Here is a 25,504-nt window from a genome sequence, read left to right on the forward strand (position 1 = left end):
GAGTATGAATTTCATAAATATGTTTGATCAAGCATCGATACATGGGACATGCCTTGGGGTTGATCTTGCAATAGAGCATAAAATCGCTATGTGCTAAGGCAGAAACTTAATTCATAAAAAAACCGTCCCTATCCTTAAAGTGTAACAGGAAAAGGGATGAACTTGGCTCTTAAAAGATTACCCTTTCAGGAAACAAAAATAACCAATTTCCCAAAATGGACCTTGGGGGGGATTAAATGAATGTTAAACCCCTATTTAATTAAAAAGAAAAAAACTGTAGATTCCCTATTTGGTAACTATATAAACTCCCCCCCCTTCCTACTACAGGATGGGGGTTTGTCGATTAGAGACATATTCCTTTATCCATTTAGAATTGTAAAACATCGGCTAAAAGTTATAAAGATTGATAACCTATACCTATTATCCGAAAATTATAAAAATTGTTATAATTAGGATATATTCCAATAATCCTAAGGAGGACTTATTTTCATGGATACTCTCATTCAACAGTTTAAAGCTTTACCTACCACGGCCATTTCTGATGCAATGGATGGATTGAACAATCTAGACTCAACAATTAAACCCCTAAAAGATGAATATCATTTTGCCGGACGTGCATTAACTGTCCAAGTACCAGTCGGTGATAATTCAGCCGTTTTAAAGGCAATCGGTGAGGCCCAGGCAGGGGACATATTAGTTGTTGACTGCAAAGGGGATACATACCGAGCTATCGCTGGTGACTTTGTTGTGGGCATGATGCAAACAATGGAAATTGAAGCTCTCGTCGTCGATGGAGTTATTCGTGATCTAGCAGCCATTAAAGATTTAAATTTCCCTGTATTCAGTAAAGGGACCACTGTTGCCTCAAGCGGAAAGGCTGGTGTGGGTGAAACCAATATCCCAATTTCCTGTGGTGGTGTCACTGTATATCCAGGCGACATTATAATAGGGGATGTAGATGGAGTCGTGGTCGTCCCTCAAGCTATTTGTGAAGAAATATTAAAAAAAGCAAAAGATAAAATCGTAAAGGATGAACAGCGTGCAGAAAAGTATGCAGGAAAGCCTGATGAAATCAGGAAGTATATTGCCATGATGACTGCAAAATCCTAAAGAACTGCCTTATTAAAATTATCCCTTAAACTATAAAAAAACAGGCAGGAAGCTATTGCCTCCTGCCTGTTTTTTTATTAACCACTTATTTATCAGACTCAGCTTTTGAATCAACTTCTTTTGAATCTTCTTCATTGTATGTGTAATCATAATCCTTCGGATCAATCGGTTTAAAACCATTTGGAGTATAGAATCGGAGTAAGTCTCCGTTTACGACTTGGTCGGATAAATTAAGCATCTTTTCAGCTCTCGTTTTATAATTGAGAATGTCTTCATTCTCCTCGACCAATTCTCCAGTATTAGTATCATAGTACTTTCCTTTAATGGAAGTAACATCTGGCGTTACAAAGTCTCCATTCCTGAAAGGTACTACTTCATTATGATCTTTTGACAATAAATCTGAACCGAATTGTACATAATCATTTGATTTAATCCCTAACAAATGTAGTAAAGTTGGGAGAAGATCTATCTGTCCACCGTATTGATGCATTTCCCCGCCTTCAACGCCTGGAACATGAATCAATAATGGTACACGTTGTAATTGGGCATTCTCAAACGTGCCTACTTCTTTGTCCAGTACTTTTGACATCGCTTCTTTATGGTTTTCAGAAATACCATAGTGATCGCCATACATAACGATTACCGAGTTATCATATAGGCCTGATTCTTTCAGATAATCGAAAAATTCTTTAAGCGCTTCGTCGGCATAGCGTGCAGTTTGGAAGTAACTATCAACCGATGCATCACCCGTTGTTTGTTTACCAATTGTTGCTTTTTCCTGATCCATAGCATATGGGAAATGGTGAGATACTGTTATGAATTTTGTATAGAAAGGCTGCTTAAGTGTTTCTAACATAGGAATGGATTCTTTAAAGAAAGGCTTATCCATTAATCCATAACTTAGTACTTCTTCTTTATTTTCCATATTATAATGGTTTGCATCGAAGAACTGATTAAAGCCAAGAGACTTATACATATTATCCCGGTTCCAGAAAGATTTATAATTACCATGGAACACAGCAGATGTGTATCCTTTTTGTCCTAAAATCGCTGGTGCCGCTTGATACGTATTTTGAGATCGATTTGTGAATGCTGCCCCCTGTGGTAAACCAAACAGAGAATTTTCGAGCATGAATTCAGCATCCGCTGTTTTACCCTGACCAACTTGATGGAAGAAATTATCAAAATACATGAAATCAGATTTATCATGTGCAAGTGAGTTTAAAAATGGAGTTACTTCTTCTCCATTCAACTTATAGTCAATCAAGAAATTCTGCATGGATTCCAAATGCAAGTATATAACATTCTTCCCTTCAGCTGCACCGAAGTATTTAGGATTAGGCTCAGCGCTTGTCGCTTTTGTATAGTTGACGACTTCTGCGATATCCGTGCTATTAGCTGTTGCACGCTGAGCATAGGTTTTAGTATTTTGAACCGCATCATAGACAGTATAGTTATACATACCTAGATATTTGACAATATAGTTCCTGTCAAACGTTCTCGATAATAATTGCGGACGATCCTTTTCAGCAAGTCCCAAATTGATAGCGAAAATTGCAAGTCCTGCAAGGTATACCATTCCAACAGTACGACGTTTAATTTTGATGTCTTCCACTTTAAAGTCTTTGAATTTATATAAAACAATTAAAAGAACCGTATCAAGGAAATAAAATACATCATGGCCTTTAAATAATTCTAAAATACTCGGTCCCAAATCCCCGGCATTTTGCACTTGTGTCAAGGTTGGTAATGTAATGAAATCGGTAAATGAACGGTAGTATACAATATTGAAGAATAGCCATAAGGACATCAATAAGTTCAACCGAATAATCCATTTAAACGATTTTTTACCTTTTGCCAGTAATGCCAACCCAAAGAATAAAATAGCTGAACTAATCGGGTTTATGAATAGCAAAAACTGTTGTAGTCCATTTTCAATACCTAAGTTAAATTCAACTCGATATCCAATATAAGTTTTAATCTGAAACATTACTACGGCAATAAAGAAAAAGCCTAGTACATTATTTGCAAATAAATGCTGGCTCTTTTTAAGAAAATTATTCATGCTTTCACCTCTATTAATCTAGTGGTTTATATATATAAATTTTTACATACTTACAGAAGACGGAAAATCGCAAACCTTATGATAGCATTCTTTCCCTTAGATAGTCAAGATTGCGCAAAACCACTTTTTGTCACAATATTTACTATTGCATAAAGAACGCTTCTTTAGCTTATGAACAAGCCTTTGAAAAAATAACAGAGTTTCGCCCCGCCTTTGAAGTATGATTTCCTATAATAAATATATAGGAACTCCAAATCTTATTCCAATAAATATCACCATAAATTCCTGGTAAATGTGGATGACAAGTTATATTTATTTTCACTTCCCTTAGGCTTTTACCATTATAAACGACTCCTTATAAAAACACCAGTACATTACAAAAACTGTAAAAAAAAATTCTTTAAACATCGAAAGCTATTAGATTTATCCTAGATTTTTTTCCCGATAATTCGACAGTATAAAAATGATCTGCTTTTTTTTCATTTTATTTATGTCCAGGAATTACTCCCTGAAAACTTTTTAACTTCGAACATCTACCTGCAGGGCTTCTCTTTCAATATCTCCGACCTCATACGCGAGTCGGATACCTACTAATAACTCAAAGCATTTATCCTACATTTACTTGTATTCCTGACTGTAAAAGATGCCTTTTCTTATGCTCAATTCGAGTATTATCGACAACATCGCCTTCCAAATTTCCCATAATTCGATCATTTGTATATTCTTTTTTTTCAATATTATTAGGCTTCTTTTGATTAACACCGCAATTATTTATTAAATAATTGTCTATGTTAAATAAGTGTTGATTCACTAACAAATTGTAAAAATATCTCAAAGAACATATGGAAAGCGAGTATTCTTTTTCTCTATCTAGATATTTTTCATCTGCTCCATTTTTTCGTGCGGTAACCAAAAGAAATAAAGAATTACAGGCTGAAAATGATTACAAATGGAATAACTGAAGTGAAAAATGTCACCCAGCCACTTGTCTTTTTCCGAGGATCAACAGTGATGATGCCTTTATCTAACTTTTCTACGGCATCACCAGATACGTACGTTACTAAGTTCTTGTTTTCATCATACCCCTTATGCTTCCCTGTGATTTTATATTTACTGCTTTCGGACTGCATCGTAAGTGATGTTACTTCCCCACTCTCCAAAAAAATAGAACTCATCGTCATTTTCTCTGTTTGTTCATTGATATTATTCAAGACTCATACAAATCCAATGATGACCAGCCAAAGTTCACTGAGATTTTTGACTTTAATATACCCCTGACTCATAAATAGCAGCAAGATAAATAGCATTGCTATACAAACGACATATAATAGGAAGAAAGTATAACTATTCTCTTCTGGTTTTTGTTTTTTTTGGTTCCCTGCTTTAAGCTCCTAGGAGTCCAATTCCAGCTTTTGATCTCCTTGGCTGCTATCAAATCCATAGCTGGGATTGCATTCACTGTGGTGCTCAACTACAAGGCTTGGTTAACGGTCGTTGAGCATAAGCCCTCGTTATTTAAAGGTGGGGATTTTCAATAGGTGCAGTCATCTTTCATTATGGTATGTTCTCTTAGCCTATTTGTTATATGAGCAAATCTGCTTTATATATAAAACAAAAAAAGCCTGCTTTCACTTTACGTGAGAGCAGGCCTTGCTTTACATCTTTATTATTTAATACCCTTAGAGATTTCTTTAACCATAGAATCAACAGACTCTAAACCGCCGCCTGATAAGTACCAGTAGTTAGGATCAAGATAAATGATGTTGCCTTCTTTATAAGCTTTTGTATTTTTTACAATATCATTTTCAACTGTTTCTTTCGCTGCAGCTCCATCACCAGCAACTGCATCTCTATCAACTACGAAAAGGTAATCAGGGTCTTTTTCAGCAATGTATTCAAAAGAAATACTTTGACCATGTGTAGATACTTCTAATTTATCATCAACTGCAGGAACGCCGAATACATCATGGATAATACCAAATCTTGAATCAGGACCGTATGCACTTACTTTTCCACCGCTAGCAAGAATGATTAAACCTTTTTTATCTGTTGGTGCTTTTTCTTTCAAAGCAGTGATGTTTTCTTCAACACTTGCAAATTCTTTAGCAGCTTCTTTTTCTTTACCAAAGATTTTACCAAGAAGTGTTACGTTTTCTTCAAATGATTCCATATATTTTGTAGTATCCACACCTACATAAACTGTAGGAGCAATTTTACTTAATTCTTCATATGCATCAGATTGACGACCTGAAATAAGGATTAAGTCAGGAGCAATCTCGTTAATTTTTTCGAAGTCAGGTTCTTTTAATCCACCAGCATTTTCAGTTGTACCTTCATATTTAGAAAGGTATTCAGGAAGGCCATCATGAGGAACAGCAGCCACTTCTACACCCAATTTATCAAGTGTATCAAGAGTTCCCATATCGAATACGACAACTTTTTCAGGGTTTGTTTTTACTTTCGTTTCTCCTAGTTGGTGCTTAACTGTTATTTCTTCGCTTTTAGCCGATTCTTTTTTCGGACTTGATTCTTCTTTTTCATTATTTGATCCACAAGCTACAGCCACTACAGCCAGCATTGCTATTAATAGCAGTAAAGATAATTTCTTAATCATTAAAATGTCACCTCAAAAAGTATTTTTTATTATTTAAAATTACATGTTGAATCCGTAACTTGTTAGAACCCATCGTTTTTCCCTCTTTTTCCTTATATTTAAACAGGAGGCGGCTAATTCTTGGGCGCCCGCCAACTCTTAACAGCCTAAAGAGTGTTCTTAATGTTTCCTAGTTTAGTTACGAATACCTGAAGTAATTTAAAACCAAATGGCATAGTTCCTAAGTAAAGTACACGCAGATCTTATTATCATTGATATTTTGAATCTCAATATCCATATCATAGATTTCCTTTAATACATTGGAATTAATGACTTGTTCGGTAGGTCCATTTTGGACAACCTTTCCATCCTTCAATGCAACAATATAGTCGGAATAACAGGATGCAAAATTAATATCATGAATGACGATAATGACTGTTTTCCCTAATTCATCAGCCAACCTTCTTAATACCTTCATGATTTGGACAGAATGCTTCATGTCCAAATTGTTCAAAGGTTCGTCAAGAAGTACATACTCTGTATTTTGTGCAATTACCATTGCAATGAAGGCCCGTTGTTGTTGGCCCCCGCTAAGCTGGTCAAGAAACTTATCCTGCATATTCTCAAGTTCCATATATTCAATCGCTTCATCGACATATTTCCAATCCTCTTTAGTCAATTTCCCTTGTGAATAAGGGAATCGACCAAAGGCGACGAGTTCACGAATCGTCAATCGGATATTAATGTGGTTAGCTTGCTTTAAAATGGCGATTTTTTTCGCAAGCTCATTGCTGTTGAATTTCCCCATGTCTTTACCATCAATCAGGACTTCCCCTGAATCTTTAGTAATGAGTCGGCTGATCATCGAAAGAACCGTACTTTTCCCCGCACCATTAGGGCCGATGAAAGAAGTGATTTTTCCTTTGGTAATTTCAATGGATACATCTTCGACAACCGTTTTATTATTATATTTTTTGAATAAACTTTTCACTTCTACCATGACTTATTCTCCTTTAATAGAAGATAGATGAAATAGACACCGCCAACAAAGTTGATAATGACACTCAAAGTTGTAGAGAAGGTGAAGATTCTCTCAACTATGAATTGGCCGCCGACCAAGGCAATCACACTAATCAGCATCGCACCTGGAAGGATATGTTTGTGCTGATAAGACTTAATAAATTGATACGCCACATTGGCAACAAGTAAGCCGAGGAATGTGATAGGACCTATCAGGGCTGTTGAAATGGAGATTAAAATCGTGACAACGATTAATACCCGTTTCGTTACAAAATCATAATCCACACCTAAGTTGATGGCTTGGTCTCTCCCTAAGGACATGACATCTAAATACTTCAAAAATCTCATAAAATATACGATTACTGCTATCATAAGGACAATAGCTAACGTCAATAAGTCCGTATTGACATTGTTAAAACTCGCAAACATTTTATTTTGAATGATTTGAAATTCATTCGGGTCAATCAATACCTGCATAAATGATGACATACTGCCGAATAATGTTCCGAATATGATGCCTATCAGCAAGAGAAAATATATATTTCGATTTTGCTTGAACATGAACTTGAACAGCAGACTGGAGAAAATAAGCATAGCTGTCAAAGTAACCAGAAAATTTAGATTTTTATTTAAAATCATGACATGTGTTGAACCGAACAGGAAGATGACTCCTGTTTGAATCAGCATATACATAGAATCTAATCCTAAAATGCTTGGTGTTAAAATTTTATTATTTGTTACTGTCTGGAAAACTACTGTTGCGAAGGCAATCGCACAACCAACTACAATGATGGCGATAATTTTGATAACCCTTCTTGGAAGTGCATAATCCCAATTCGGGCCAAGATCCCAAAAGATATAACCTGCCGTTAAAACAGTTGCAACAACAGCTAGTAAAATGATTTTTCCTTTATTATTCATATGCCTTTCTCCTCATTATCAGATAGATAAATACGGCGCTTCCTATTACACCAACTACGAGACCTATCGGAATTTCAAATGGATAAATGATAATCCGACCCAGAATATCGCAGATCAATAGGAACACAGCCCCTAGCAATGCTGTATGAGAAAGACTCTTCTTCAAATTATCACCAAGGTAAAGTGAAACAATATTAGGTACAATCAGTCCTATAAAAGGAATTGTTCCCACCGTTAACAAGACGACGGTAGAGGATAATGCTACGATTACCAATCCAAAATTGACTACAAATTTATAATTGAGTCCAAGATTGATAGCAAACTCCTCACCCATCCCTGCCACAGTGAATTTATTAGCAAAGAAGTATGCGAGAATGACCAAAGGGATACTTATGTATATTAGTTCATATCTTCCCGACATAATCATCGAGAAATCACCATTCATCCATGTGTTGAGACTTTGAATCAAATCATATTTATAAGCAAAGAAAGTTGAAATAGATCCGACGATATTACCGAACATCAAACCAACCAATGGAATGAAAATCGTATCCTTGTATTTAACTTGATCAAGAATTTTCATGAACAAGAAAGTGCCTGCCAAAGCGAATATGAATGCGAATGCCATTTTCTCAATAAGTGCTGCGGATGGAAAAATGATAATAGCAAGAAGAAGACCCAACCTTGCAGAATCCATCGTACCGGCAGTTGTTGGTGATACAAATTTATTTCTACTCAATTGCTGCATGATTAAGCCACTGATGCTCATAACCACCCCAGCAATTACAATAGTTACCATTCTAGGAAAACGGCTTTGCAGCATAATTTGCACTTTATCATCACTTAAATCTAATAAATCGAGTGGCGTAATATCTTTTACTCCAATGAATAATGAGGTAAATGATAAAACAATTAACGCCATGACTAAATATCTTATCTTCATCTTCATTTCCTACTCTTCCTATATCAGTAAAAACACAGTGATAATATTTTTAATTAAAAATGTCTGAATAAAGACTATTATTAAGTTTTTATCTATCTTTAATAAAAATAAGACCCACGAGCTACAATAACTGCACATGTTTTCCTTTTTTTGATAATGAGATTCATTATCAATATCGTATTCATTTCTATTCTACCATTCCTTTGACATGTGTCAACATATACAAGCGAATTACTTTGATAAATTGGAAATTGTATCCGTTCTTGTTCACACAATCTATATAAAGTTCTTGTGTATTAAATTCTTTCAAACCATGCATTTCGCAACATTAAGTGATAAAATCAAAATAACATATATTTACTCTTCCAATGAAAGTAGCGATATGATGAAAACCTTTCTTTCTAAAATGTTCACCAAAAAAGAGAAAATCCAGATTGAATTTTGTCAAAATAATCTTGACCGTTTCCTTAATGAGCAAACACTCGCTGTGTTTGGAAAGTTCTTGACGAACCCCCGAATTCAATATAAAGAATATGAATGTTTAAGTGAATGTAAACTTTGTAATAAGACACCCTATGCTAAAGTAAACGGGCAGATTATGAGTGGGGAAAATACACAAGATCTTTTAAACCAGTTACAAAACATATTAAAATAAATACGGGCCAAGCAACTTCAAATTGCTTTGGTCCTTATTTTATTGTAGAGACTTTAACTATATCCCTAAAATTATAATGAAGAAAACCGTGTAGAAAAAAACCTCTATAACTCCTATTCCTTCTATATTATAGGAGTGCATAAAATTATAGGAGTGCATAAAAGGATTAGCTGTATCAGCCATTGCAGTCGGGATGAAACAAGATCCTGCTCTACTGTTTCACGGCTGGAGCTCTCTTATTGTTGTTTCGTCTTCATTTCTTTGATTTAGGTTTTACATTGTGATTTATGAGGAGTAGCAGAATACATAACTACTTCTGGGCACCTAGCCATAGAACGCCCTTTATCAACCTAGTAGATACTTCCTGTTTTTTACTATTTTCAAAGTTTATGCTATTTTTCTAGTATTATATGTGATAATTTATGGAAAAAAGATTAATTAGGAGGATGTCTGTGAAAAAGATCATACCAACGATTGTTTCTGTTGTCTCTCTTAGTCTTATCACTGGATTGCCCGGCCTAAGCTCCACGGCTCAGGCAGATGAATTTACCCCTTATTATGGCAAGGGTCCTAGCTACATTCAGCCAGAAAATCTCTCCTACCTTTTCCCAGACCCTAAAGTTACCTTCAATACTCCTGCCTTTCAACATGACAAGATTGCCTTTACAAGCCAAGAAGAAATGATAGCTTATATCAAAAAACTATCCCACAAAAGTAAAAACATCCAAATTAAGACGATTGGTCAATCTACAGAAGGACGCGATATCCCGATGCTCCTTTTCAGCAAGGATTCAAAAAAGCTGAAAAAGGATACTAAGAAACCGTTGATTTGGATTCAAGGTCAGATTCATGGCAATGAACCCGCCTCTGGTGAATCTACATTAGTTATTGCCCAATGGCTTGCTGAAGGAAAACTTGGTGATGTCCTCGATAAAGTGAACATTGCCATCGTTCCACGTGTAAATCCAGATGGCTCCTATTATTTTAAACGGTTTACCTCTAATGACATGGATGCGAATCGAGACTATTTAAAAGTGGAGTATCCTGAGGTACAGACTATTCATCAAACCATCAATGATTATGAGCCTGAAGTCATTCTTGATGTACATGAATATACAGTGAACCCCGCTCCCCTTAAGAAGGTTGGCGCAAATGGATCCATCGCTTCCTATGATCTGCTCATTTCTTCAGCAAAAAATTTAAATATTCCGGAACAGCTTCGAAAAGCATCCGACGAACTACTTTTGCCTAATGTTTTTAAAACATTGGAAAAAGAAAAGCTTTCCTATCATGATTACTATACACTTGATACTTCTGATGCTGGAATTCTTACCGCTACTGAAGGAAGCACAGAAGCCCGCATCGGTCGCAACGCTCTCGGATTGAAAAATACGATGACCTATTTAATTGAAACAAGGGGTATCAATATCGGTCGTACTGACTTCAAACGTCGTGTTTATGCACAAGCTACAGCTCAGGCGGCCTTCATTAAAACGACAGCTGATCAAGCCAGTACAGTAAAAAAGGTGGTCAAGCAGGCCGAAAATGAAGTGGTGAAAAAAGGGAGAAAGGCAAATGATCATGATAAAATTGTCATCACCAGCGAAAATAAATTGATAAAAAATCAAAAGTTAACAGTAGTTGATTTAGCAAAGTCCAAAAAGGTCGATACGCCTATCGATTGGCTGGATTCTACCGATGCCTACCCTACCCTTGTTAGAGATCGACCAACAGCTTATATCCTCCCACCTGAATATGAAGATATTGCAAAAAAACTTCAGTTATTGGGAGTGCAGGTGAAAAAACTAAAAAAACCTGTAAAATTATCTGTGGAAAGTTACAAAGTAAAGGATTTGAAAGTGTCCACTACACTTGAAAGCGGACATACAACCAAAGAAGTGACGACCAATGTATCAGCGAAAAAACAGGAATTCCCGAGAGGAAGCTATGTATTTAACATGGACCAGCCTGATGCTAACTTCATTTCCCTCGCACTCGAACCTGAGGGCATAGACAGCTATGTGACATTCAATTTCATTCCCGCTGTTAAGGGCGGAGAACTTCCGATTTACCGCTACATGCAACAATCAGCATTACCAGTTAAATAATAAATCTCCACTACTATCTAAAAAACGCTTTGGCAGCTTTCCTTGCCGAAGCGTTTTATTTTTTATTCCATCTTTAAGCATTAGCAGAATTTCTGACACCATTCAGTCGTCTTTCTTGAATGCAGCAAAAACTTTTGAATATATATATAAACGGACAATGTGTTTAGGAGGGGGGAACACCTTTGAACCACCAACATGTACAATTGGAAATTAACCGACTTGTTTATCGCTTAAAGCAAGACCAATCAGCAGATGGATCTTGGAACTATCCCTTTGACACTGGGATAACAGCTGATGCCTATATGATTATTTTACTAAAAATTTTAGACATAGAAGATGCTCCACTTATAGAGGCCTTAGTAAAAAGGATTGAAAGCAGACAAACAGAAAACGGTTCTTGGAAACTTTTCCATGATGAAAAGGAAGGCAATCTCTCGGTCACAATTGAAGCTTACTATGGTCTTCTATATAGCGGCCAACGGAAAAAACAAGATCCCCATATGAGAAAGGCCAAACAATTCATTCTTTCTAACGGCGGAATCAAACAGGCCAATACGCTAACTAAAATGATGCTCACCGTCACTGGCCAATATAAATGGCCGCCTCTATTCCCGATCCCACTCGAGGTTATATTACTGCCGCCAACCTTTTTCATCAGCATTTATGACTTTTCCGTATATGGGAGAGTTAACATGATCCCCATGCTTCTGCTTGGAAATAAAAAGTATCAGATTAAGTCCTCGAACGCTCCTAGTTTAAAAGATTTATATCAAACGCGGGAGGAACGTACTGAAGAATATGTGTGGGAGGAATATCGAACGGACGAATACCGCTCTTTCTTTTCCAAACTTCAAACAGGTGTCAAAACCTTAATTGGTTATCCAGATTATTTGCATTCCTTGGCCCTAGAGTCAACGAAAAGATATATGCTCGACCGGCTAGAGCCCGACGGAACACTTTACAATTATTTTGTTTCTACCTTTTTCATGATCTTTGCACTTCTCTCAACCGGCTATTCGAAAAAAGATCCCGTGATCCTAAAAGCAGTTGCCGGTCTGAAGGGGATGGCCTGTTCAGTTGATGGTTACACTCATATCCAATTTACAACAGCCCATGTTTGGAATACCTCCTTAATCAGCTATGCTTTGCAAGAAGCAGGATTGCCTTCCAAAGATCAAACTGTTAAAGCCGCAAATCAGTATTTACTTTCCCGTCAGCATTATATGTATGGTGATTGGTTGGTTCATAACCCTAACGCGGTTCCAGGTGGCTGGGGTTTCTCAGATTTGAACACAATGAATCCAGATGTAGATGATACGACTGCTTCACTACGGGCGCTTGCCGGTCAATTGCAAACAAACCCAGATAATCAGAACAGCTGGCAGCGTGGTGTCGCCTTCACGATTTCCATGCAAAATGATGATGGCGGATTTCCTGCATTCGAAAGAAATAACGATCATAAATGGTTACACCTTACCCCTTTCGAAGGAGCTAAATATTTCCTAACTGACCCATCGACCGCTGATTTAACAGGAAGAACACTTGAATTTTTAGGGAACTATACAAATTTGAAGAAACCTGAGAAAGTCAGCAAAAAAGCCGTAGATTGGCTCTTGAAAGACCAGGAGCGCGACGGATCTTGGTACGGACGCTGGGGAATTTGCTACCTATATGGCACATGGTCTGCACTGACTGGCCTTAAGGCAGCTGGGCAATCCTCTGAACACCCAGTTATCCAAAAAGCTTTGGCCTGGTTAAAGAAAGTTCAAAATAAAGATGGAGGCTGGGGAGAATCTTGTTACAGTGACATCAAGCAACATTATATGCCTCTCGGGACCAGCACCCTGACCCATACAGCTTGGGCTGTGGATGCGTTGATTTCAGCATCCGAAAAACCGACACCTGAAATCGAAAAAGGCATCACCTATCTCATTCGTGAAGCCCAAAAAGAAAGCTGGACCAATGACTATCCTGTAGGTCAGGCACTGGCAAATTTATCGTATATCCATTATCACAGCTATCGCTATATTTATCCGCTTTTGGCCTTAAGTCACTACAGAAATAAGTTCATGAATGTTTAAGCGCTGTGTGTGTCGGCGCTTTTTTCGTCATAAAAAGATGAATATGTGGATTACTTGTGGAAAAGGGTGGCACATAAAAGTACAGTTATCCACATTTTAAGGTTATCCACATATAATTATCCAATAAATTGACCCGAAGCATTATATAAACAAATTATTATCCACAATTGCTGTGAGTAACATTCATTCTTATGTATTTTGCCAATTTATTTGTCCGAAAGTATGCACACAAGCTCTGGATTACTTGTCTTCTTAAGGTTTTGTGGATAATTTGGGGATGAATCCTCACTGTTTTATTATTTTTCACTTCCAAACTGTATCAAGTTTATCGCTATAGAATTCTATTGCCTTTGCATATGACTGGATTGCATGATCCTTAGAAGTTTCCGCAATAATTTTCAGTAAAGATTCCATTGCCAAATTATGATGTCCTAAATTATAGAATGCCATTGCTCTAAATACTATTAAAGCCTTGTCCTCAGGAAACTTGCTCAGCCCTGTTTCTAATGTTCGTTTTGATTTTTCATATTCTCCAATGGTACGATATGTACTCCCCAACCCTAAATATGCACCTTTAGCATCCTCCTCTAATAAACCCAATGTGAGTGCTGTTTCATAATAGGGCACAGCCTGTGACTCAAGCCCAAGAATATCCAAACTCCAGGCACATTGATACTGAATTACAGCATCCTCGGGATTTTTCTTTGCGAGTTCCATTAAAAGTTGATTTGATTTCTCAAACTCTTTCTTACACCGTAACGATAGCGCCGCTTCTAAATTCTTCACTCTCATTCCCCCCTATTGGATAAAGATCTTTATGTCCCTTATTCTGGAGGAACCCTTTAATTCCTTCTTAATTTCGAAACGGATATTGCCATTGGTCATTTATAAGAAAAAAACTAATATGACTGACCAGATACTGTATCAACTATTCTTTTAATGGATTTTGTAAGTATTTAGATTACTAACAAAAAAAGGATCTGCCCCATGGCAAATCCTTTTTAGTCTTTGATAATCATTTCAGCAAGGTTATTAACAATAAATGTTACGTATTCGAAACAACTTTTGGTCTTGATATTCGATTAATCATCCAATTCGGTTTTTAATACTTTCCCCGTAGTAGCATCAACTACTACGTCATATTCCTTTTGTCCCTGGTTTATCTCCAGCTCGTATACAAGGATGCCATTCTCAGAATCCAGCTCTACATCCGTAATTTGGCCATCCACCTTTTTCAAAGCAATCTTTTCAGCTTGATCCATACTGATTTTGGCAGTTTCCACCGCTTTTTGAGTGCTCATATCCTCATCATCATCGTCTTCCATCTCCTGAGAAAGAATCTCTCCTTTTTCAGCATCCACATCTACGTCTTGATAGCCTTCTTCCGTTTTAACGGTCATCTCATAGGTCATCGGCTGGTCCCAATCTTTTTCAAATTGAGTAACTTCCCCACCTAGTTTTTCTGAAATCATTTTGACAGCCTCGTCTTCAGATAGCGCACCCTTATTGACTGCATATACGGCCGTTCCGGCAGCACCACCGAAAAGCAATACAGAGGCTATGGACACCGTCATTATTACCTTTTTCTTTTGGATGATACCTTGTTTTATCATGCTCCACTGCTTTTTCATGAATGAATTCCTCCTTTAATTTGTTACCTTAAGAATAACAATCCTTCATGAAACGAACATGAACGCTAGATTAGAATTTGATGAGAAAGAATAATCGTCACCGACGTTCCTTCTCCCACTTCGCTTTGAATTTCCAATTTGCCGCCGAATGACTTAACAATTGATCGAGCAATGGAAAGACCAAGTCCATTGCCTCCCGTTTTCCTTGCTCTCGATGAATCCACACGATAGAAGCGTTCAAATACATGTAACAGATGTTCTGGTGATATGCCTACACCTTGATCTTTCACTCCAATAAAAACTTCATTTCCCTGCTGATTAATCAAGATCTTTATACCCGATTCACTGTATTTCATGGCATTGTCCAATAGGATGACCAACACCTGTTCAAGCTTACTGGAAATGATCATTGCATATATTTCCTTAAACTCGGATTGTATATTTATTTCACGATTCCCAGTCCGTCTAAACGTTTGGGCAATCTGTTCACAAAATGAAATAAGTTCGATTTTTTCCTCCATATCGACTGAAGGTTCCGATTGGGAAGCCGCCTGTAGAAGATGTTCCGTCAACTTTTTCATCCGGATGGCTTCATGATGGATCGCTTCCACTGCCTCTTCCTGAATCGCTGCATCCTTCATTCCCCAGCGTTTCAATAGTGAGGAATAGCTTTCAATAACCGTAATCGGTGTTTTCAACTCATGTGAAGCGTCTGAAAGGAATTGCTGCTGTTGGTTATAATTCCGTTCTAGCCTTTCTATCATCCTGTTGAATGAAACTCCCATTACCTGTAGTTCGTCCTTTGATTGATCCGATAGCGGAATCCGTTTGAATTCTCCACTTTCCTCAATATCCATCATTGTCCCGCTCATGATGGATATTGGTTTAAGAATTAGATTTGCCAACCACTTGCCAGCAAAAATGGATAAAAGAATGACAAAAAGGGATGAACCAGCAAGCACAAGTGCAAGTGTTGATAAATTATCAAGAAGGCTGTCCTGTGCCTGGGTGACCTCAATCATTCCAAGCGGCTTACCTTCTTCCGGATAAGGATAGCGGTAGGTTAACACATACTCTCCGTCGACTTTGGTAAAATCATATCCCTTCTCGTTAACGGATTTTATTATAAGCCCCTGGAGGTCCTCTTCATCAGTAAATATGTTGACCAAGCGTCTTTCGGTGTTAAATACTCGTACCATTCCATCGTCTGGGGTATATGGCTCTACCAAGCTAGAATTGCCGGAGAATAGATCCTTCGCCTGGACATTTTCTTCGATTAACGAAGCCTGATTTTCAAGCATATCCTGTTCCCTCTCAACGGAAATCCAAAGAAAGGCGGTTAAAACGATGATACTCAGCACTACCAGCATGAGGATTAAAAAAAGACTAGAATACCATTGGATTTTCGTCCGGATCTTCATACTGGCTCCTTCAAGCTATATCCTACCCCTCGATAGGTATGTATGAGCTGCAAATCAAAAGGATAATCAATTTTTTTACGTAAATAACGAATATACACATCAACCACATTCGTATCCCCTACAAAATCATACCCCCATACATGGGTCAGGATTTGGTCTCTCGACAATACTTGATTTTTATTTTGCAAAAGATAAACTAGCAAGTCGAACTCGCGGGAAGTCAGCTCGATCCTTTTACCTTGCCTCAGAATGTCCCTTGTACCAAGGTTCAATTGCAGATCATGGACCTTAAGGTCATCCGCTTTTTCTTCTGATTGGCTCCCCTGTACATTCATCCGAAAACAAGCACGAATCCGGGCAAGTAGTTCTTCTATTTCAAATGGTTTTGTTACATAATCATTCGCACCATGGTCCAGGCCGTTCACCTTATCAGGTATTGCATCCCTGGCTGTTAAGAGGATGACTGGTGTGTGACCATTCTTTTTTCTAAAACGCCTAAGTACTTCTATGCCATTCAACTCGGGTAGCATCACATCTAATAAGATTAAATCCCACTCTTCAGCTTCAGCCCTTTCCAGACCTGTTTTTCCGGTAAAAGCCGATTCAGTTTGATAACCCTCATGGTTCAGTTCCAGCTGTATGACCCTCGCGATTTTTTCTTCATCTTCTATAATTAAAATTCTTTTAATCATTATTTAACACCACCTACCCCTTAGTGTACTGAAGAAAAATGAAAATATCATGAGAAATTGAACCCTTCTCGTTAAATCGTATGACAAAAACAATTCTATAGAGAAAAAAAAGCCCTGCTTCTATCTTTACAGATTAAAGAGAGGTGACCTCCCTGTTTTATGTTCCTTAACTATCGATACTGTAGAGCTTTAATTAATAGGGGCGGATTCCCAGCAATCCACTGCCTTATGCTCTATGTCATTTTTTCGCGCCAACTGTCCCATATACTACCGATAAAGAAGAATCTTTAGAAATTCTGTTGGATCGCCCTTATTAACAACGAATATACTTACATGAAGAAAGAGTCAAAATTGAAAAAAGAACCGGATGTGAAAACACATCCGGTTCTTTTGTTCTTTTATTTACCAATCCAATGTTGATCAATAAATTCATCGCGTCCTGATTTCGCACGGTCCGCTTTGTACTCATCTTTGTTCTTCTTATGATAGCCTTGATGATATTCTTCAGCCGGATAAAAGGTTTGGGCCTGCAGGATTTCAGTTACTATAGGTTTCTTGAACTTACCGCTAGCTGCTACCTGTTCCTTAGTTTCAATAGCTAATTGTTTTTGAGTTTCATTATGATAGAAGATAGCCGTGCGATACTGGCTTCCTCTGTCATGGAATTGACCGCCATCATCGGTTGGGTCAATCTGCTGCCAATACAATTCCAGCAGTCTTTCATAAGGAAATAACATAGGATCGAAAGTAATTTCAACGACTTCATAATGGCCCGAAGTTCCCGTCTTCACTTCCTCGTAAGTTGGGTTTTCAAATTGTCCACCTGTATAACCGGATACGATTCCTCCAATGCCAGGTTGTTCTTCAAATGGTGTCACCATGCACCAAAAACAGCCTCCAGCAAATGTAGCTTTTTGCATAATGGTCATCTCCCTCCAATACTTATGAATAAAAATTAATATATCATATCCTAACCCCAACCATATGTTTTTTTGATTCTTTATAATTTGCGGAACCGCCATGTCATCGTGCCAAAAAGGATCTGCCTCTTTGGCAAACCCTAAATCAATCTTTTGACCAACCCTTTTCCTTGAATCTTACTATCGCTTCAACGCGATTGCTTACATCCAATTTATCGAGAATGACCGAAATATAATTACGAACCGTTCCATTAGTTAGATAAAGTTGGCTGGCAATTTCCTTAGTATTCTTACCATCTGCAATCAATTTGAGCACTTGACTCTCTCGTTCAGTCAACGGGTTTTCTTCTTCAAAAGCCATATCCACCAGCTCCGGAGCATATATGCGCCGACCATCCATGATGACTCTAATTGAGTTTGCCAATTCCTCACTTGGACTATCCTTCAGTAGATATCCACCTACTTCTGCCTTTCTGGCTCTTTCAAAATATCCAGGACGTGCAAAAGTTGTTAAAATGATGACTTTGCATTGATGGCCCTGACTCTTAATCTCTTCTGCTACATCGAGGCCTGTTTTAACGGGCATTTCAATATCCGTAATGCAGATATCCGGCTTTAAACGATTTACGAGATTCATTGCTTCTTCCCCATTGCTTGCTTTTCCGACAACTTCCATATCCTCTTCTAAATCAAGGATAGAACCTAGCGCACCAAGCAGCATCCGCTGGTCTTCAGCAATAACGATTCGAATCAAAGTTAATCCCACCTATTCATTATTTTTTATAGCATTCGGAACCCTAATGTAAAGTGTAGTTCCTTCAGTTGATTTAATATCTAGGCTGCCGTTAACGAATTCAAGCCTTTCTTTCATTCCTTGAAGTCCATTGCCTTTAAAAAACTCTGATTTGTGTGAAAGCCCCACTCCATTATCTTGGACTTTGATCGTCACTCCTGTCTTTAATTCTTCTATAACGATATTACAGCAGTCGGCACAGCTATGTTTGACTATATTGGTCACAGCTTCTTTCAAGCACATGCTTAAAACCGTTTCAACAAGCAATGGGGTATCTTGCAATTCCGTGGTTCCTTCCAATTTGAATTCTATCTCTGCCGCTTTCAAAATTTGCTTGACCCGGATTATTTCATCGCTTAGCTTAGCCCCACGCATTTCCGACACCATTTCCCGTACTTCTTTGAGTGCCGTCCTCGCCGTTTGGCGGATATCCTTGATTTCCTTCTTAGCCGAATCCGGGTTTAAATCAATCAATTTCCCAGCAAGGTCACTTTTCAAGCCAATCAAAGAAAGTTTTTGTCCAAGAGTATCATGTAAATCACGAGCAATCCGCTGACGTTCTTCCATTTTGCCAAGTTCGGATATTCTTTTATGCGCATCTTCCAGTTGTTCTTCCAGCCTATCCCGTTTATTCCGATTATATGTGTTGAATGGAAGAAGAATCACGCCTACTACACAAATGAGCATAAAGGGAAATTGCGAAAAGAAGGTAGGATCTTTCATGATGAACCCAATATTGACGGACACGATGGTAGCTAATAACTGAATCGAATATAATACGAAAAAACCAACCTTATTTTGAACATTCCCAATAAAGAATGCTAAAAAAAGTGAAAAGTAAATGTAGCTGAAAAATATGGTCATGGATATGGATATGACTATTTGTATCGCAGTCCAAACGTATACGGGCCATCCCTTTGAAACGAATGAAAGGCCATATGAAATGAAAAACAAAATGATCATGACGATTCCAAAAACAATCTCCAACATAGATGAAGATTTGAAAATGAAATAAAAAGGGAGGATACAAAAAATGATCCAGACATAAGGGCTTAGCCCTGTGTTCTTCGGAAAGATATGATACCAACTTTGCATGGCGCTGCCTCTTTTTCTTTTTCTCCTAGTATATACTAAGGTGTTTTATCAAAAAACCATCCAATGGAAATTGAATGGTTTTTTAATAAACTATTTATTTTTCTTGAAGACTTGGACGTTTATTATTGATTCCTACCTTTGATTTTGTATCGCTTAGACGGTGCTTAATCTCTTTAAAACTTACAAACGTTTTGTTTTCGCTATCATAAAGACGGAAGCGAAGCGATTTTAAGCTTGAACCAAGAGTGATTGTCGTTGCCTGTTGCAAAGGAAGGGTAGAATCATGGACTTTTTCCAGATTATAGTTTGGCACTCTTGGACTAAGATGATGCACGTGGTGGAAACCGATATTTCCAGTTACCCATTGTAAAATCTTTGGAAGCTTATAATAAGAACTTCCATCAATGGCAGCCTTCACGTAATCCCATTCTGATTCCTCTTCGAAATAAGAATCTTCAAACTGATGCTGTACATAGAACAGCCAGATGCCCAGTGATCCCGTTACAAAAAGAAGCGGTACTTGGATCATCAAGAATGCCTGCCATCCGATAGCCAAGCATAAAAGACCATAAATCACCAAAATAGAAGCATTTGTCAAATACGTATTCATACGTTCTTTCTTTCTAGCGCCTTTTGTATTCAAACGATTCGACACAAGGAATAGATAAAATGGTCCTAAACCAAACATGACGATCGGATTTCTATATAAACGATAAGCTAGACGTCCCCAGAATGAAGCGGCTACATATTCATCAACGGTCATGACCCAAATATCGCCAGTACCGCGTTTGTTTAAATTACTGCTTGTTGCATGATGTATGGAATGACTATGCTTCCATTGTTCATACGGAAATAATGTGACGATTCCACTGATTGTACCCAGGATATTATTCGCTTTCCTACTTTTGAAAAACGATTGATGACAGCAATCATGAAAAATAATGAAAATCCTGACCACAAACCCTGAAGCTAGAACAGTAAATGCAAGGGTCAGCCAATATGAGATCGATAAGCTCTGATAGGCTAAGAACCATAATAGAAAAAAGGGTGGAAATGTATTTAAAAGTTGTTTCACACTTGATTTAGTATTGGACATTTCAAAAGGGGCAATATCTTTTCTCAATTGTTTTTGATTATGGTTACTCATAACTTCCTCCTAATAAATATTATATAGAAACGTGGAGTGTTTAAATGGATTGGTAAGCTTACATTTTAAAGCAACTATAATTTACGCTTTGGCCCGTTAAATTTAACGAACTATCTTTCTCTTCTTAAGTATAGGAATAATCACCGATCATCTGAAGTAATAAACGTCAATTGGCTGGCATGACAAACGTCATATACTTGTCTATTCTTTCACTTTTCACACGTATTTTTTCCTCATTTATCATTTTTACCCCTCAAAAATTGATAAATCCACTCAAATGGGGGAAAACAATTAACTATTTTCAACCCAATCGAAACATACTTCCCTTATATGTAAAGCAAGTCTATGTATTGCTCAAACACAAAAACAGATTCGCCACAAGGCGAATCCATTTATATCTTAATGGCATAAACCCTTTCAGGCCGTCCTACCGTGCCATATGTTAAATCCGCTTCAATTTTTTCCTCAGACATCAAGTGTTCAAGATAACGCCTTGCCGTAGTCCTACTCACTCCGATTTCCTTCGCCACTATTTCGGCAGTTAACCCAGGGGATGTGTTTCCCAACACTACCATCACCTTCTCCAAAGTCATCCTATCAATCCCTTTTGGCAATGAAGTCTGTTCTCTTTCCTTGTCATTCATTTCCTTTCTCAAAAGCTTATCCACTTGTTGCTGTGTCACAGGAAAATTGCCCTTTCCTAATTCAGATAATTTAATGTAATATTCTTGATATCGGAGTAAGGACTGTTTGAACCGTTCAAATACGACAGGCTTGATAATATAATCAAATATGCCGATTTTAATGGCTTCCTGGACTTTTTCAATCTCTTTTGTTGCCGTAATCATAATGACATCCATTTGTTTGCTTTGCTGCTTGATTTCTTTCAGGATATCGAGCCCATTCATATCCGGAAAATACATATCGAGCAGCAATAGGTCCGGCTGCATGATTTCAATGAAGCTTTTAGCTTCGACATAACTTGACGCTATCCCAATGGTTTGAAACCCTTCAATTTTTTCGATGAACAGCTTCTGTATTTCAGCAATCCGTAAGTCATCTTCTACGATTAAAACTTCTATTTCGCTAATAGCCTTCATTTAATCACCCCTCTGTTTTTTGGTATGGCTACTGTAAAGATCGTATATTCCCCTTCCTTTGATGAAAAAGTGATATATCCTCCTAAACCATTAATTGCTTCCTGAACAAGACTCAGACCAATCCCTGAATTAGTTTGATGGTTTTTCGTGGTAAAACCTTTCTGAAAAATTTGTTCGGTAACACCTGAATTCATCCCTTTTCCGTTATCTTCAACTTCGATAATCAGTTCTTTACCCAAATCAGTTACGAACAACGAAACCTTTTTTTCCTCCCTTTGGTTTTCCCGTACCGCTTCAAAAGCATTATTGATAAGGTTACCGATAATCGTCACTAACACATCCCGGTCTATTTCGGACGGAATATCTTTAAAACTGCTCTCTCTATCAATAGTAAAATGAATTTTCAGCTCGCTTGCTAAACTTACTTTCCCTAAGATGAACCCAGCAATAATCGGATCAGGTACTTCCTTCATTAAAAAGTGAATGAACCCTTGTGTGACATCTACTTCCTTCGATATAAAATCTATCGCTTCTTTATAGGACCCCAGTTGAATCAAACCAAGAAGAGTATAAAGCCGATTGGAATATTCATGTGTCTGAGCCCTTAGCCCCTCTGCATAGGCCTTCACATGGGAAAGCTCTTGAAGAAGGTTCGATAGTTCGGACTTATTTCTTAAACTCGCAACAGCACCGATAACTTCTCCGTGTTTATTTAATATTGGAATGCGACTTGCCAAAAAAATTTCACCGTCTATCATAAATTCCTGATCATATTCGGCCTGTGCTGTACTGACTACATCAAGCAGATGTGTATTTGTAATGACCTCTTCAATTTTTCTCCCGCGTAGCACAACGTCTTTAGGAATATGAAGGAATTTATGCGCCGTTTCATTGACAACAGTGATTTTCCCATAGACATCAATGGCTATAATTCCTTCATGAATGGATTCCAAAATGGCATGTTTCTCTTGAAACATCCAGGCAATCTCCTTGGGCTCAAGTCCTAATATGGCCTTTTTTATATTTAATGAAATAAAGAAGGCAATTAGTAAACCACCTATTAAGATAAAAGAGATGGTCCATACTATCTTTCTTTGTATTCTAGACACTTCATTTTCAATATCGTTCTGCATGTAACCAACAGAGACTACACCAATGACTTTTCCCTCATCCTCTATTGGAGCTTTCCCCCTTATGGAAGGGCCCAATGTCCCGGTTGATTCCGTGATGATTGATTTCCCATTCCAAACCTCGGCGTTATCTCCCCCTACCATTTTCTTCCCAATCAATTTGGGATTAGGGTGAGACAGGCGTGTTTCATTCTCATCTCCTATTACAATGAATTCCGCATCGATCTGTCTGCGAATTTTTTCCGCAATAGGCTGGATGATCACGGAAGGGCTATCCGTTTGAAAGGCTTGTTTAATTTCAGGCAGCAGTGAAATAGTCTGGGCAACTGATAATGCTTTTTCCCCTGTTTCCTGTTTCAGGTTAATTTCTAAGATATTTATAAAAATAACTTCAAAGATTCCACCTATTAAGATGATTAACGTGCAGATGCCCAGCATCAACTTAGTATGTAAACGCATTCAATCACCTCTTCTTACATCATATAAAAAAAAACCCCTTTAAAAAAGGAGTTTTTTTGCAACATTCAGAAAATATTTATTAACCTTCTATATTGATGACGACATCTTTCCCTCTCTTCTTAAGTAAAACCGGAATGAGCAGCCATAATGCCGTTACAATCAAAAAGGTAAGTGAAAGTGGCCTAGTGAAAAACAAGCTGTAATCACCATCGGATATGGTCAAGGCTCTGCGCATATTATTTTCTATCATCGGCCCTAATACCAACCCTAGTACCAATGGAGCGATTGGATAATCATTTTTACTTAAGAAATACCCCAAGACCCCGCACCCTAATAATAGCAATAAATCATAAGTGGATACTTGAACCGCATAAACACCAAAAATGGAAATCGCGATAATGATCGGAATCAAGTACTTCTTAGGCGTTTCAATGATTTTTGCAAAAACCTTAACGAGCGGAAGATTAAGGATGAGAAGCATCAGATTCCCAATGAACATACTGGCGATAAGTCCCCAAGCTACCTGAGGATGATCTTCGAATAATAATGGTCCAGGTTGAACATTGTACATCATGAGTGCTCCCATTAAGATAGCTGTTGTACCGGAACCTGGAATCCCCAGAGTCAATAATGGAATCATCGCTCCACCAGAAGCTGCGTTATTAGCTGTCTCAGGCCCTGCTACTCCTGCAATTGCTCCAGTACCAAATTTCTCAGGTTTTTTTGAAATCCGTTTTTCCATAAGATAAGAGAAGAAAGAAGCAAGAGTTGCCCCTGCACCTGGAAGGATTCCTACAAAGAAACCTAAGAGCGATCCCCTGGCAATGGGACCCGCGGATTCTTTGAATTCTTCTTTGGAAGGAATCAAATTACTAATCTTAGCGATTTCCCCGTCATCCTCTTCTTTTTCCAATATCGTCTTGAACACTTCTCCAAGGGCGAATAACCCAACTGCGATTGTCAGGAATTCAACCCCTTGATATAGCCAGGGAACGTCGAAGGTAAAACGAGCAATCCCTGATACATTATCAATGCCTATCGTCCCAATCAGCAAGCCGCAAACAGTCATAATTAACGCCTTCGTTACTGACTTTCCCGCCAAACCACTAACAGCTGCCAGTCCTAGAAGCATAAGTGAAAAATACTCAGCTGGACCAAATTTTATGGCAATCGTCGATAATGGTTGAGCTAAGGCAATCATAGCGATAAGGGTGACAATCCCTCCAACAAAGGAACCGATGGCAGAAATAGACAAAGCACTTCCAGCCCTGCCCTTCTTCGCCATTTGATAGCCATCCAATGTTGTAACAACAGAAGAAGATTCCCCAGGTGTATTTAATAGTATAGAAGTTGTCGAGCCTCCATACATCGCTCCATAATAGACACCTGCAAGTAAAATGATGGCGCTTGTTGCCGCTTGCTCTGGGGGAAGTCCTCCCGTAATTGAAGCCGTTACCGGAATTAAAAGGGCCACACCGCTCATCGGTCCAATCCCTGGCAAAACACCAACTGCCGTTCCAATCAATACTCCAACAAAAGCAAAAAGCAAATTATACCAAGTAAGTGCTGTTTCAAACCCTTGTAATAAATAATCAAAAGTGCCCATTACTCATCCTCCTT

22 protein-coding genes are annotated in these 25,504 nt (G+C 38.0%); 4 read left to right on the forward strand and 18 right to left on the reverse strand.

From position 1 onward, the window contains the following. The first annotated feature begins 489 nt into the window (after window positions 1-489). Window positions 490-1,110, forward strand: a complete 621-nt coding sequence (locus RE409_RS25615) for an RraA family protein (RefSeq protein ID WP_201187257.1) — start codon at window positions 490-492, stop codon at window positions 1,108-1,110. An 85-nt stretch (window positions 1,111-1,195) separates the two neighbouring features. On the opposite strand, the gene RE409_RS25620 is transcribed toward RE409_RS25615, so the two are convergent. The 7 genes from RE409_RS25620 to RE409_RS25650 form a co-directional block, all read right to left on the reverse strand. After that, window positions 1,196-3,175: a lipoteichoic acid synthase gene (locus RE409_RS25620; protein WP_201187260.1), complete on the reverse strand. Its 1,980-nt coding sequence runs from the start codon at window positions 3,173-3,175 to the stop codon at window positions 1,196-1,198. A 607-nt stretch (window positions 3,176-3,782) separates the two neighbouring features. Continuing rightward, the gene (locus RE409_RS25625; protein ID WP_309558267.1) at window positions 3,783-4,088 is read right to left on the reverse strand and encodes a hypothetical protein; all 306 of its coding nucleotides are present in this window, start codon (window positions 4,086-4,088) and stop codon (window positions 3,783-3,785) included. Window positions 4,089-4,101: 13 nt separating this feature from the next. After that, window positions 4,102-4,386, reverse strand: a complete 285-nt coding sequence (locus RE409_RS25630) for a hypothetical protein (protein ID WP_201187264.1) — start codon at window positions 4,384-4,386, stop codon at window positions 4,102-4,104. A gap of 455 nt (window positions 4,387-4,841) precedes the next feature. After that, window positions 4,842-5,789, reverse strand: a complete 948-nt coding sequence (locus tag RE409_RS25635) for a siderophore ABC transporter substrate-binding protein (protein WP_207196220.1) — start codon at window positions 5,787-5,789, stop codon at window positions 4,842-4,844. 220 nt (window positions 5,790-6,009) lie between these two features. Next, window positions 6,010-6,768: an iron ABC transporter ATP-binding protein gene (locus RE409_RS25640; protein ID WP_201187265.1), complete on the reverse strand. Its 759-nt coding sequence runs from the start codon at window positions 6,766-6,768 to the stop codon at window positions 6,010-6,012. After that, entirely contained in the window at window positions 6,762-7,709 is a 948-nt protein-coding gene (locus tag RE409_RS25645) for an iron chelate uptake ABC transporter family permease subunit (RefSeq protein WP_053348652.1), read from the reverse strand. Before RE409_RS25645 ends, RE409_RS25640 begins: the two co-directional genes overlap by 7 nt. Further along, window positions 7,702-8,652 carry an ABC transporter permease gene (locus RE409_RS25650; RefSeq protein ID WP_053348872.1) on the reverse strand — a complete coding sequence of 317 codons (951 nt, stop codon included), beginning with the start codon at window positions 8,650-8,652 and terminating at the stop codon, window positions 7,702-7,704. The genes RE409_RS25645 and RE409_RS25650 overlap by 8 nt, the downstream gene beginning before the upstream one ends. Before the next feature lie 208 nt (window positions 8,653-8,860). Between RE409_RS25650 and RE409_RS25655 the strand changes: the two genes are divergently transcribed. The 3 genes from RE409_RS25655 (at window position 8,861) to shc (ending at window position 13,496) form a co-directional block, all read left to right on the forward strand. Then, entirely contained in the window at window positions 8,861-9,307 is a 447-nt protein-coding gene (locus RE409_RS25655) for a DUF1450 domain-containing protein (protein WP_207198793.1), read from the forward strand. Window positions 9,308-9,759: 452 nt separating this feature from the next. After that, window positions 9,760-11,415, forward strand: coding sequence for a M14 family metallopeptidase (locus RE409_RS25660; RefSeq protein WP_309558268.1), 1,656 nt, complete (start codon window positions 9,760-9,762; stop codon window positions 11,413-11,415). A 182-nt stretch (window positions 11,416-11,597) separates the two neighbouring features. Next, window positions 11,598-13,496, forward strand: coding sequence for a squalene--hopene cyclase (shc, locus tag RE409_RS25665; protein ID WP_309558269.1), 1,899 nt, complete (start codon window positions 11,598-11,600; stop codon window positions 13,494-13,496). A gap of 303 nt (window positions 13,497-13,799) precedes the next feature. Here the strand turns inward: shc and RE409_RS25670 are convergent, their stop codons facing one another. The 11 genes from RE409_RS25670 to RE409_RS25720 all read right to left on the reverse strand — a co-directional run bounded on the left by RE409_RS25670 (window position 13,800) and on the right by RE409_RS25720 (window position 25,490). Beyond that, window positions 13,800-14,282, reverse strand: a complete 483-nt coding sequence (locus RE409_RS25670) for a tetratricopeptide repeat protein (RefSeq protein WP_397444146.1) — start codon at window positions 14,280-14,282, stop codon at window positions 13,800-13,802. 296 nt (window positions 14,283-14,578) lie between these two features. After that, a complete protein-coding gene (locus RE409_RS25675; RefSeq protein ID WP_201222695.1) occupies window positions 14,579-15,127 on the reverse strand; it encodes a PepSY domain-containing protein in 549 nt (182 codons plus the stop codon). A gap of 65 nt (window positions 15,128-15,192) precedes the next feature. Next, window positions 15,193-16,497 (reverse strand): sensor histidine kinase, encoded by a 1,305-nt coding sequence (locus tag RE409_RS25680; RefSeq protein ID WP_309558270.1) that lies wholly within the window; start codon window positions 16,495-16,497, stop codon window positions 15,193-15,195. Window positions 16,498-16,544: 47 nt separating this feature from the next. Continuing rightward, window positions 16,545-17,240 (reverse strand): response regulator transcription factor, encoded by a 696-nt coding sequence (locus tag RE409_RS25685; RefSeq protein ID WP_201222688.1) that lies wholly within the window; start codon window positions 17,238-17,240, stop codon window positions 16,545-16,547. Window positions 17,241-17,638: 398 nt separating this feature from the next. After that, on the reverse strand, window positions 17,639-18,160 hold the full coding sequence (gene msrA / locus RE409_RS25690; RefSeq protein ID WP_201222687.1) for a peptide-methionine (S)-S-oxide reductase MsrA: 522 nt from the start codon (window positions 18,158-18,160) through the stop codon (window positions 17,639-17,641). Window positions 18,161-18,305: 145 nt separating this feature from the next. After that, window positions 18,306-18,914: a response regulator transcription factor gene (locus RE409_RS25695; RefSeq protein ID WP_053348644.1), complete on the reverse strand. Its 609-nt coding sequence runs from the start codon at window positions 18,912-18,914 to the stop codon at window positions 18,306-18,308. 12 nt (window positions 18,915-18,926) lie between these two features. Then, entirely contained in the window at window positions 18,927-20,048 is a 1,122-nt protein-coding gene (locus RE409_RS25700) for a sensor histidine kinase (RefSeq protein ID WP_201187280.1), read from the reverse strand. 94 nt (window positions 20,049-20,142) lie between these two features. After that, window positions 20,143-21,195, reverse strand: a complete 1,053-nt coding sequence (locus RE409_RS25705) for a Delta(5) desaturase DesA (protein ID WP_201222686.1) — start codon at window positions 21,193-21,195, stop codon at window positions 20,143-20,145. 392 nt (window positions 21,196-21,587) lie between these two features. Next, entirely contained in the window at window positions 21,588-22,295 is a 708-nt protein-coding gene (locus RE409_RS25710) for a response regulator (RefSeq protein WP_057215817.1), read from the reverse strand. Continuing rightward, window positions 22,292-23,884, reverse strand: coding sequence for an ATP-binding protein (locus tag RE409_RS25715; RefSeq protein WP_201222684.1), 1,593 nt, complete (start codon window positions 23,882-23,884; stop codon window positions 22,292-22,294). The genes RE409_RS25710 and RE409_RS25715 overlap by 4 nt, the downstream gene beginning before the upstream one ends. Before the next feature lie 79 nt (window positions 23,885-23,963). Further along, complete coding sequence (locus tag RE409_RS25720) at window positions 23,964-25,490, reverse strand: tripartite tricarboxylate transporter permease (RefSeq protein ID WP_053348639.1); 1,527 nt, start codon at window positions 25,488-25,490, stop codon at window positions 23,964-23,966. Window positions 25,491-25,504 lie beyond the last annotated feature (14 nt).

The sequence above is a fragment of the Peribacillus sp. R9-11 genome (genome assembly GCF_031345095.1).
Taxonomy (GTDB): domain Bacteria; phylum Bacillota; class Bacilli; order Bacillales; family DSM-1321; genus Peribacillus; species Peribacillus butanolivorans.

What these genes read in the sequence shown, in the direction of transcription:
- RE409_RS25615 (WP_201187257.1), top strand. Translation starts at nt 490, where the DNA reads ATGGATACTCTCATTCAACAGTTTAAAGCTTTACCTACCACGGCCATT.
- RE409_RS25620 (WP_201187260.1), bottom strand. Translation starts at nt 3,175, where the DNA reads ATGAATAATTTTCTTAAAAAGAGCCAGCATTTATTTGCAAATAATGTA.
- RE409_RS25635 (WP_207196220.1), bottom strand. Translation starts at nt 5,789, where the DNA reads ATGATTAAGAAATTATCTTTACTGCTATTAATAGCAATGCTGGCTGTA.
- RE409_RS25640 (WP_201187265.1), bottom strand. Translation starts at nt 6,768, where the DNA reads ATGGTAGAAGTGAAAAGTTTATTCAAAAAATATAATAATAAAACGGTT.
- RE409_RS25645 (WP_053348652.1), bottom strand. Translation starts at nt 7,709, where the DNA reads ATGAATAATAAAGGAAAAATCATTTTACTAGCTGTTGTTGCAACTGTT.
- RE409_RS25650 (WP_053348872.1), bottom strand. Translation starts at nt 8,652, where the DNA reads ATGAAGATAAGATATTTAGTCATGGCGTTAATTGTTTTATCATTTACC.
- RE409_RS25655 (WP_207198793.1), top strand. Translation starts at nt 8,861, where the DNA reads ATGTGTCAACATATACAAGCGAATTACTTTGATAAATTGGAAATTGTA.
- RE409_RS25675 (WP_201222695.1), bottom strand. Translation starts at nt 15,127, where the DNA reads ATGAAAAAGCAGTGGAGCATGATAAAACAAGGTATCATCCAAAAGAAA.
- RE409_RS25680 (WP_309558270.1), bottom strand. Translation starts at nt 16,497, where the DNA reads ATGCTGGTAGTGCTGAGTATCATCGTTTTAACCGCCTTTCTTTGGATT.
- RE409_RS25685 (WP_201222688.1), bottom strand. Translation starts at nt 17,240, where the DNA reads ATGATTAAAAGAATTTTAATTATAGAAGATGAAGAAAAAATCGCGAGG.
- msrA (WP_201222687.1), bottom strand. Translation starts at nt 18,160, where the DNA reads ATGCAAAAAGCTACATTTGCTGGAGGCTGTTTTTGGTGCATGGTGACA.
- RE409_RS25700 (WP_201187280.1), bottom strand. Translation starts at nt 20,048, where the DNA reads ATGCAAAGTTGGTATCATATCTTTCCGAAGAACACAGGGCTAAGCCCT.
- RE409_RS25705 (WP_201222686.1), bottom strand. Translation starts at nt 21,195, where the DNA reads ATGAGTAACCATAATCAAAAACAATTGAGAAAAGATATTGCCCCTTTT.
- RE409_RS25710 (WP_057215817.1), bottom strand. Translation starts at nt 22,295, where the DNA reads ATGAAGGCTATTAGCGAAATAGAAGTTTTAATCGTAGAAGATGACTTA.
- RE409_RS25715 (WP_201222684.1), bottom strand. Translation starts at nt 23,884, where the DNA reads ATGCGTTTACATACTAAGTTGATGCTGGGCATCTGCACGTTAATCATC.
- RE409_RS25720 (WP_053348639.1), bottom strand. Translation starts at nt 25,490, where the DNA reads ATGGGCACTTTTGATTATTTATTACAAGGGTTTGAAACAGCACTTACT.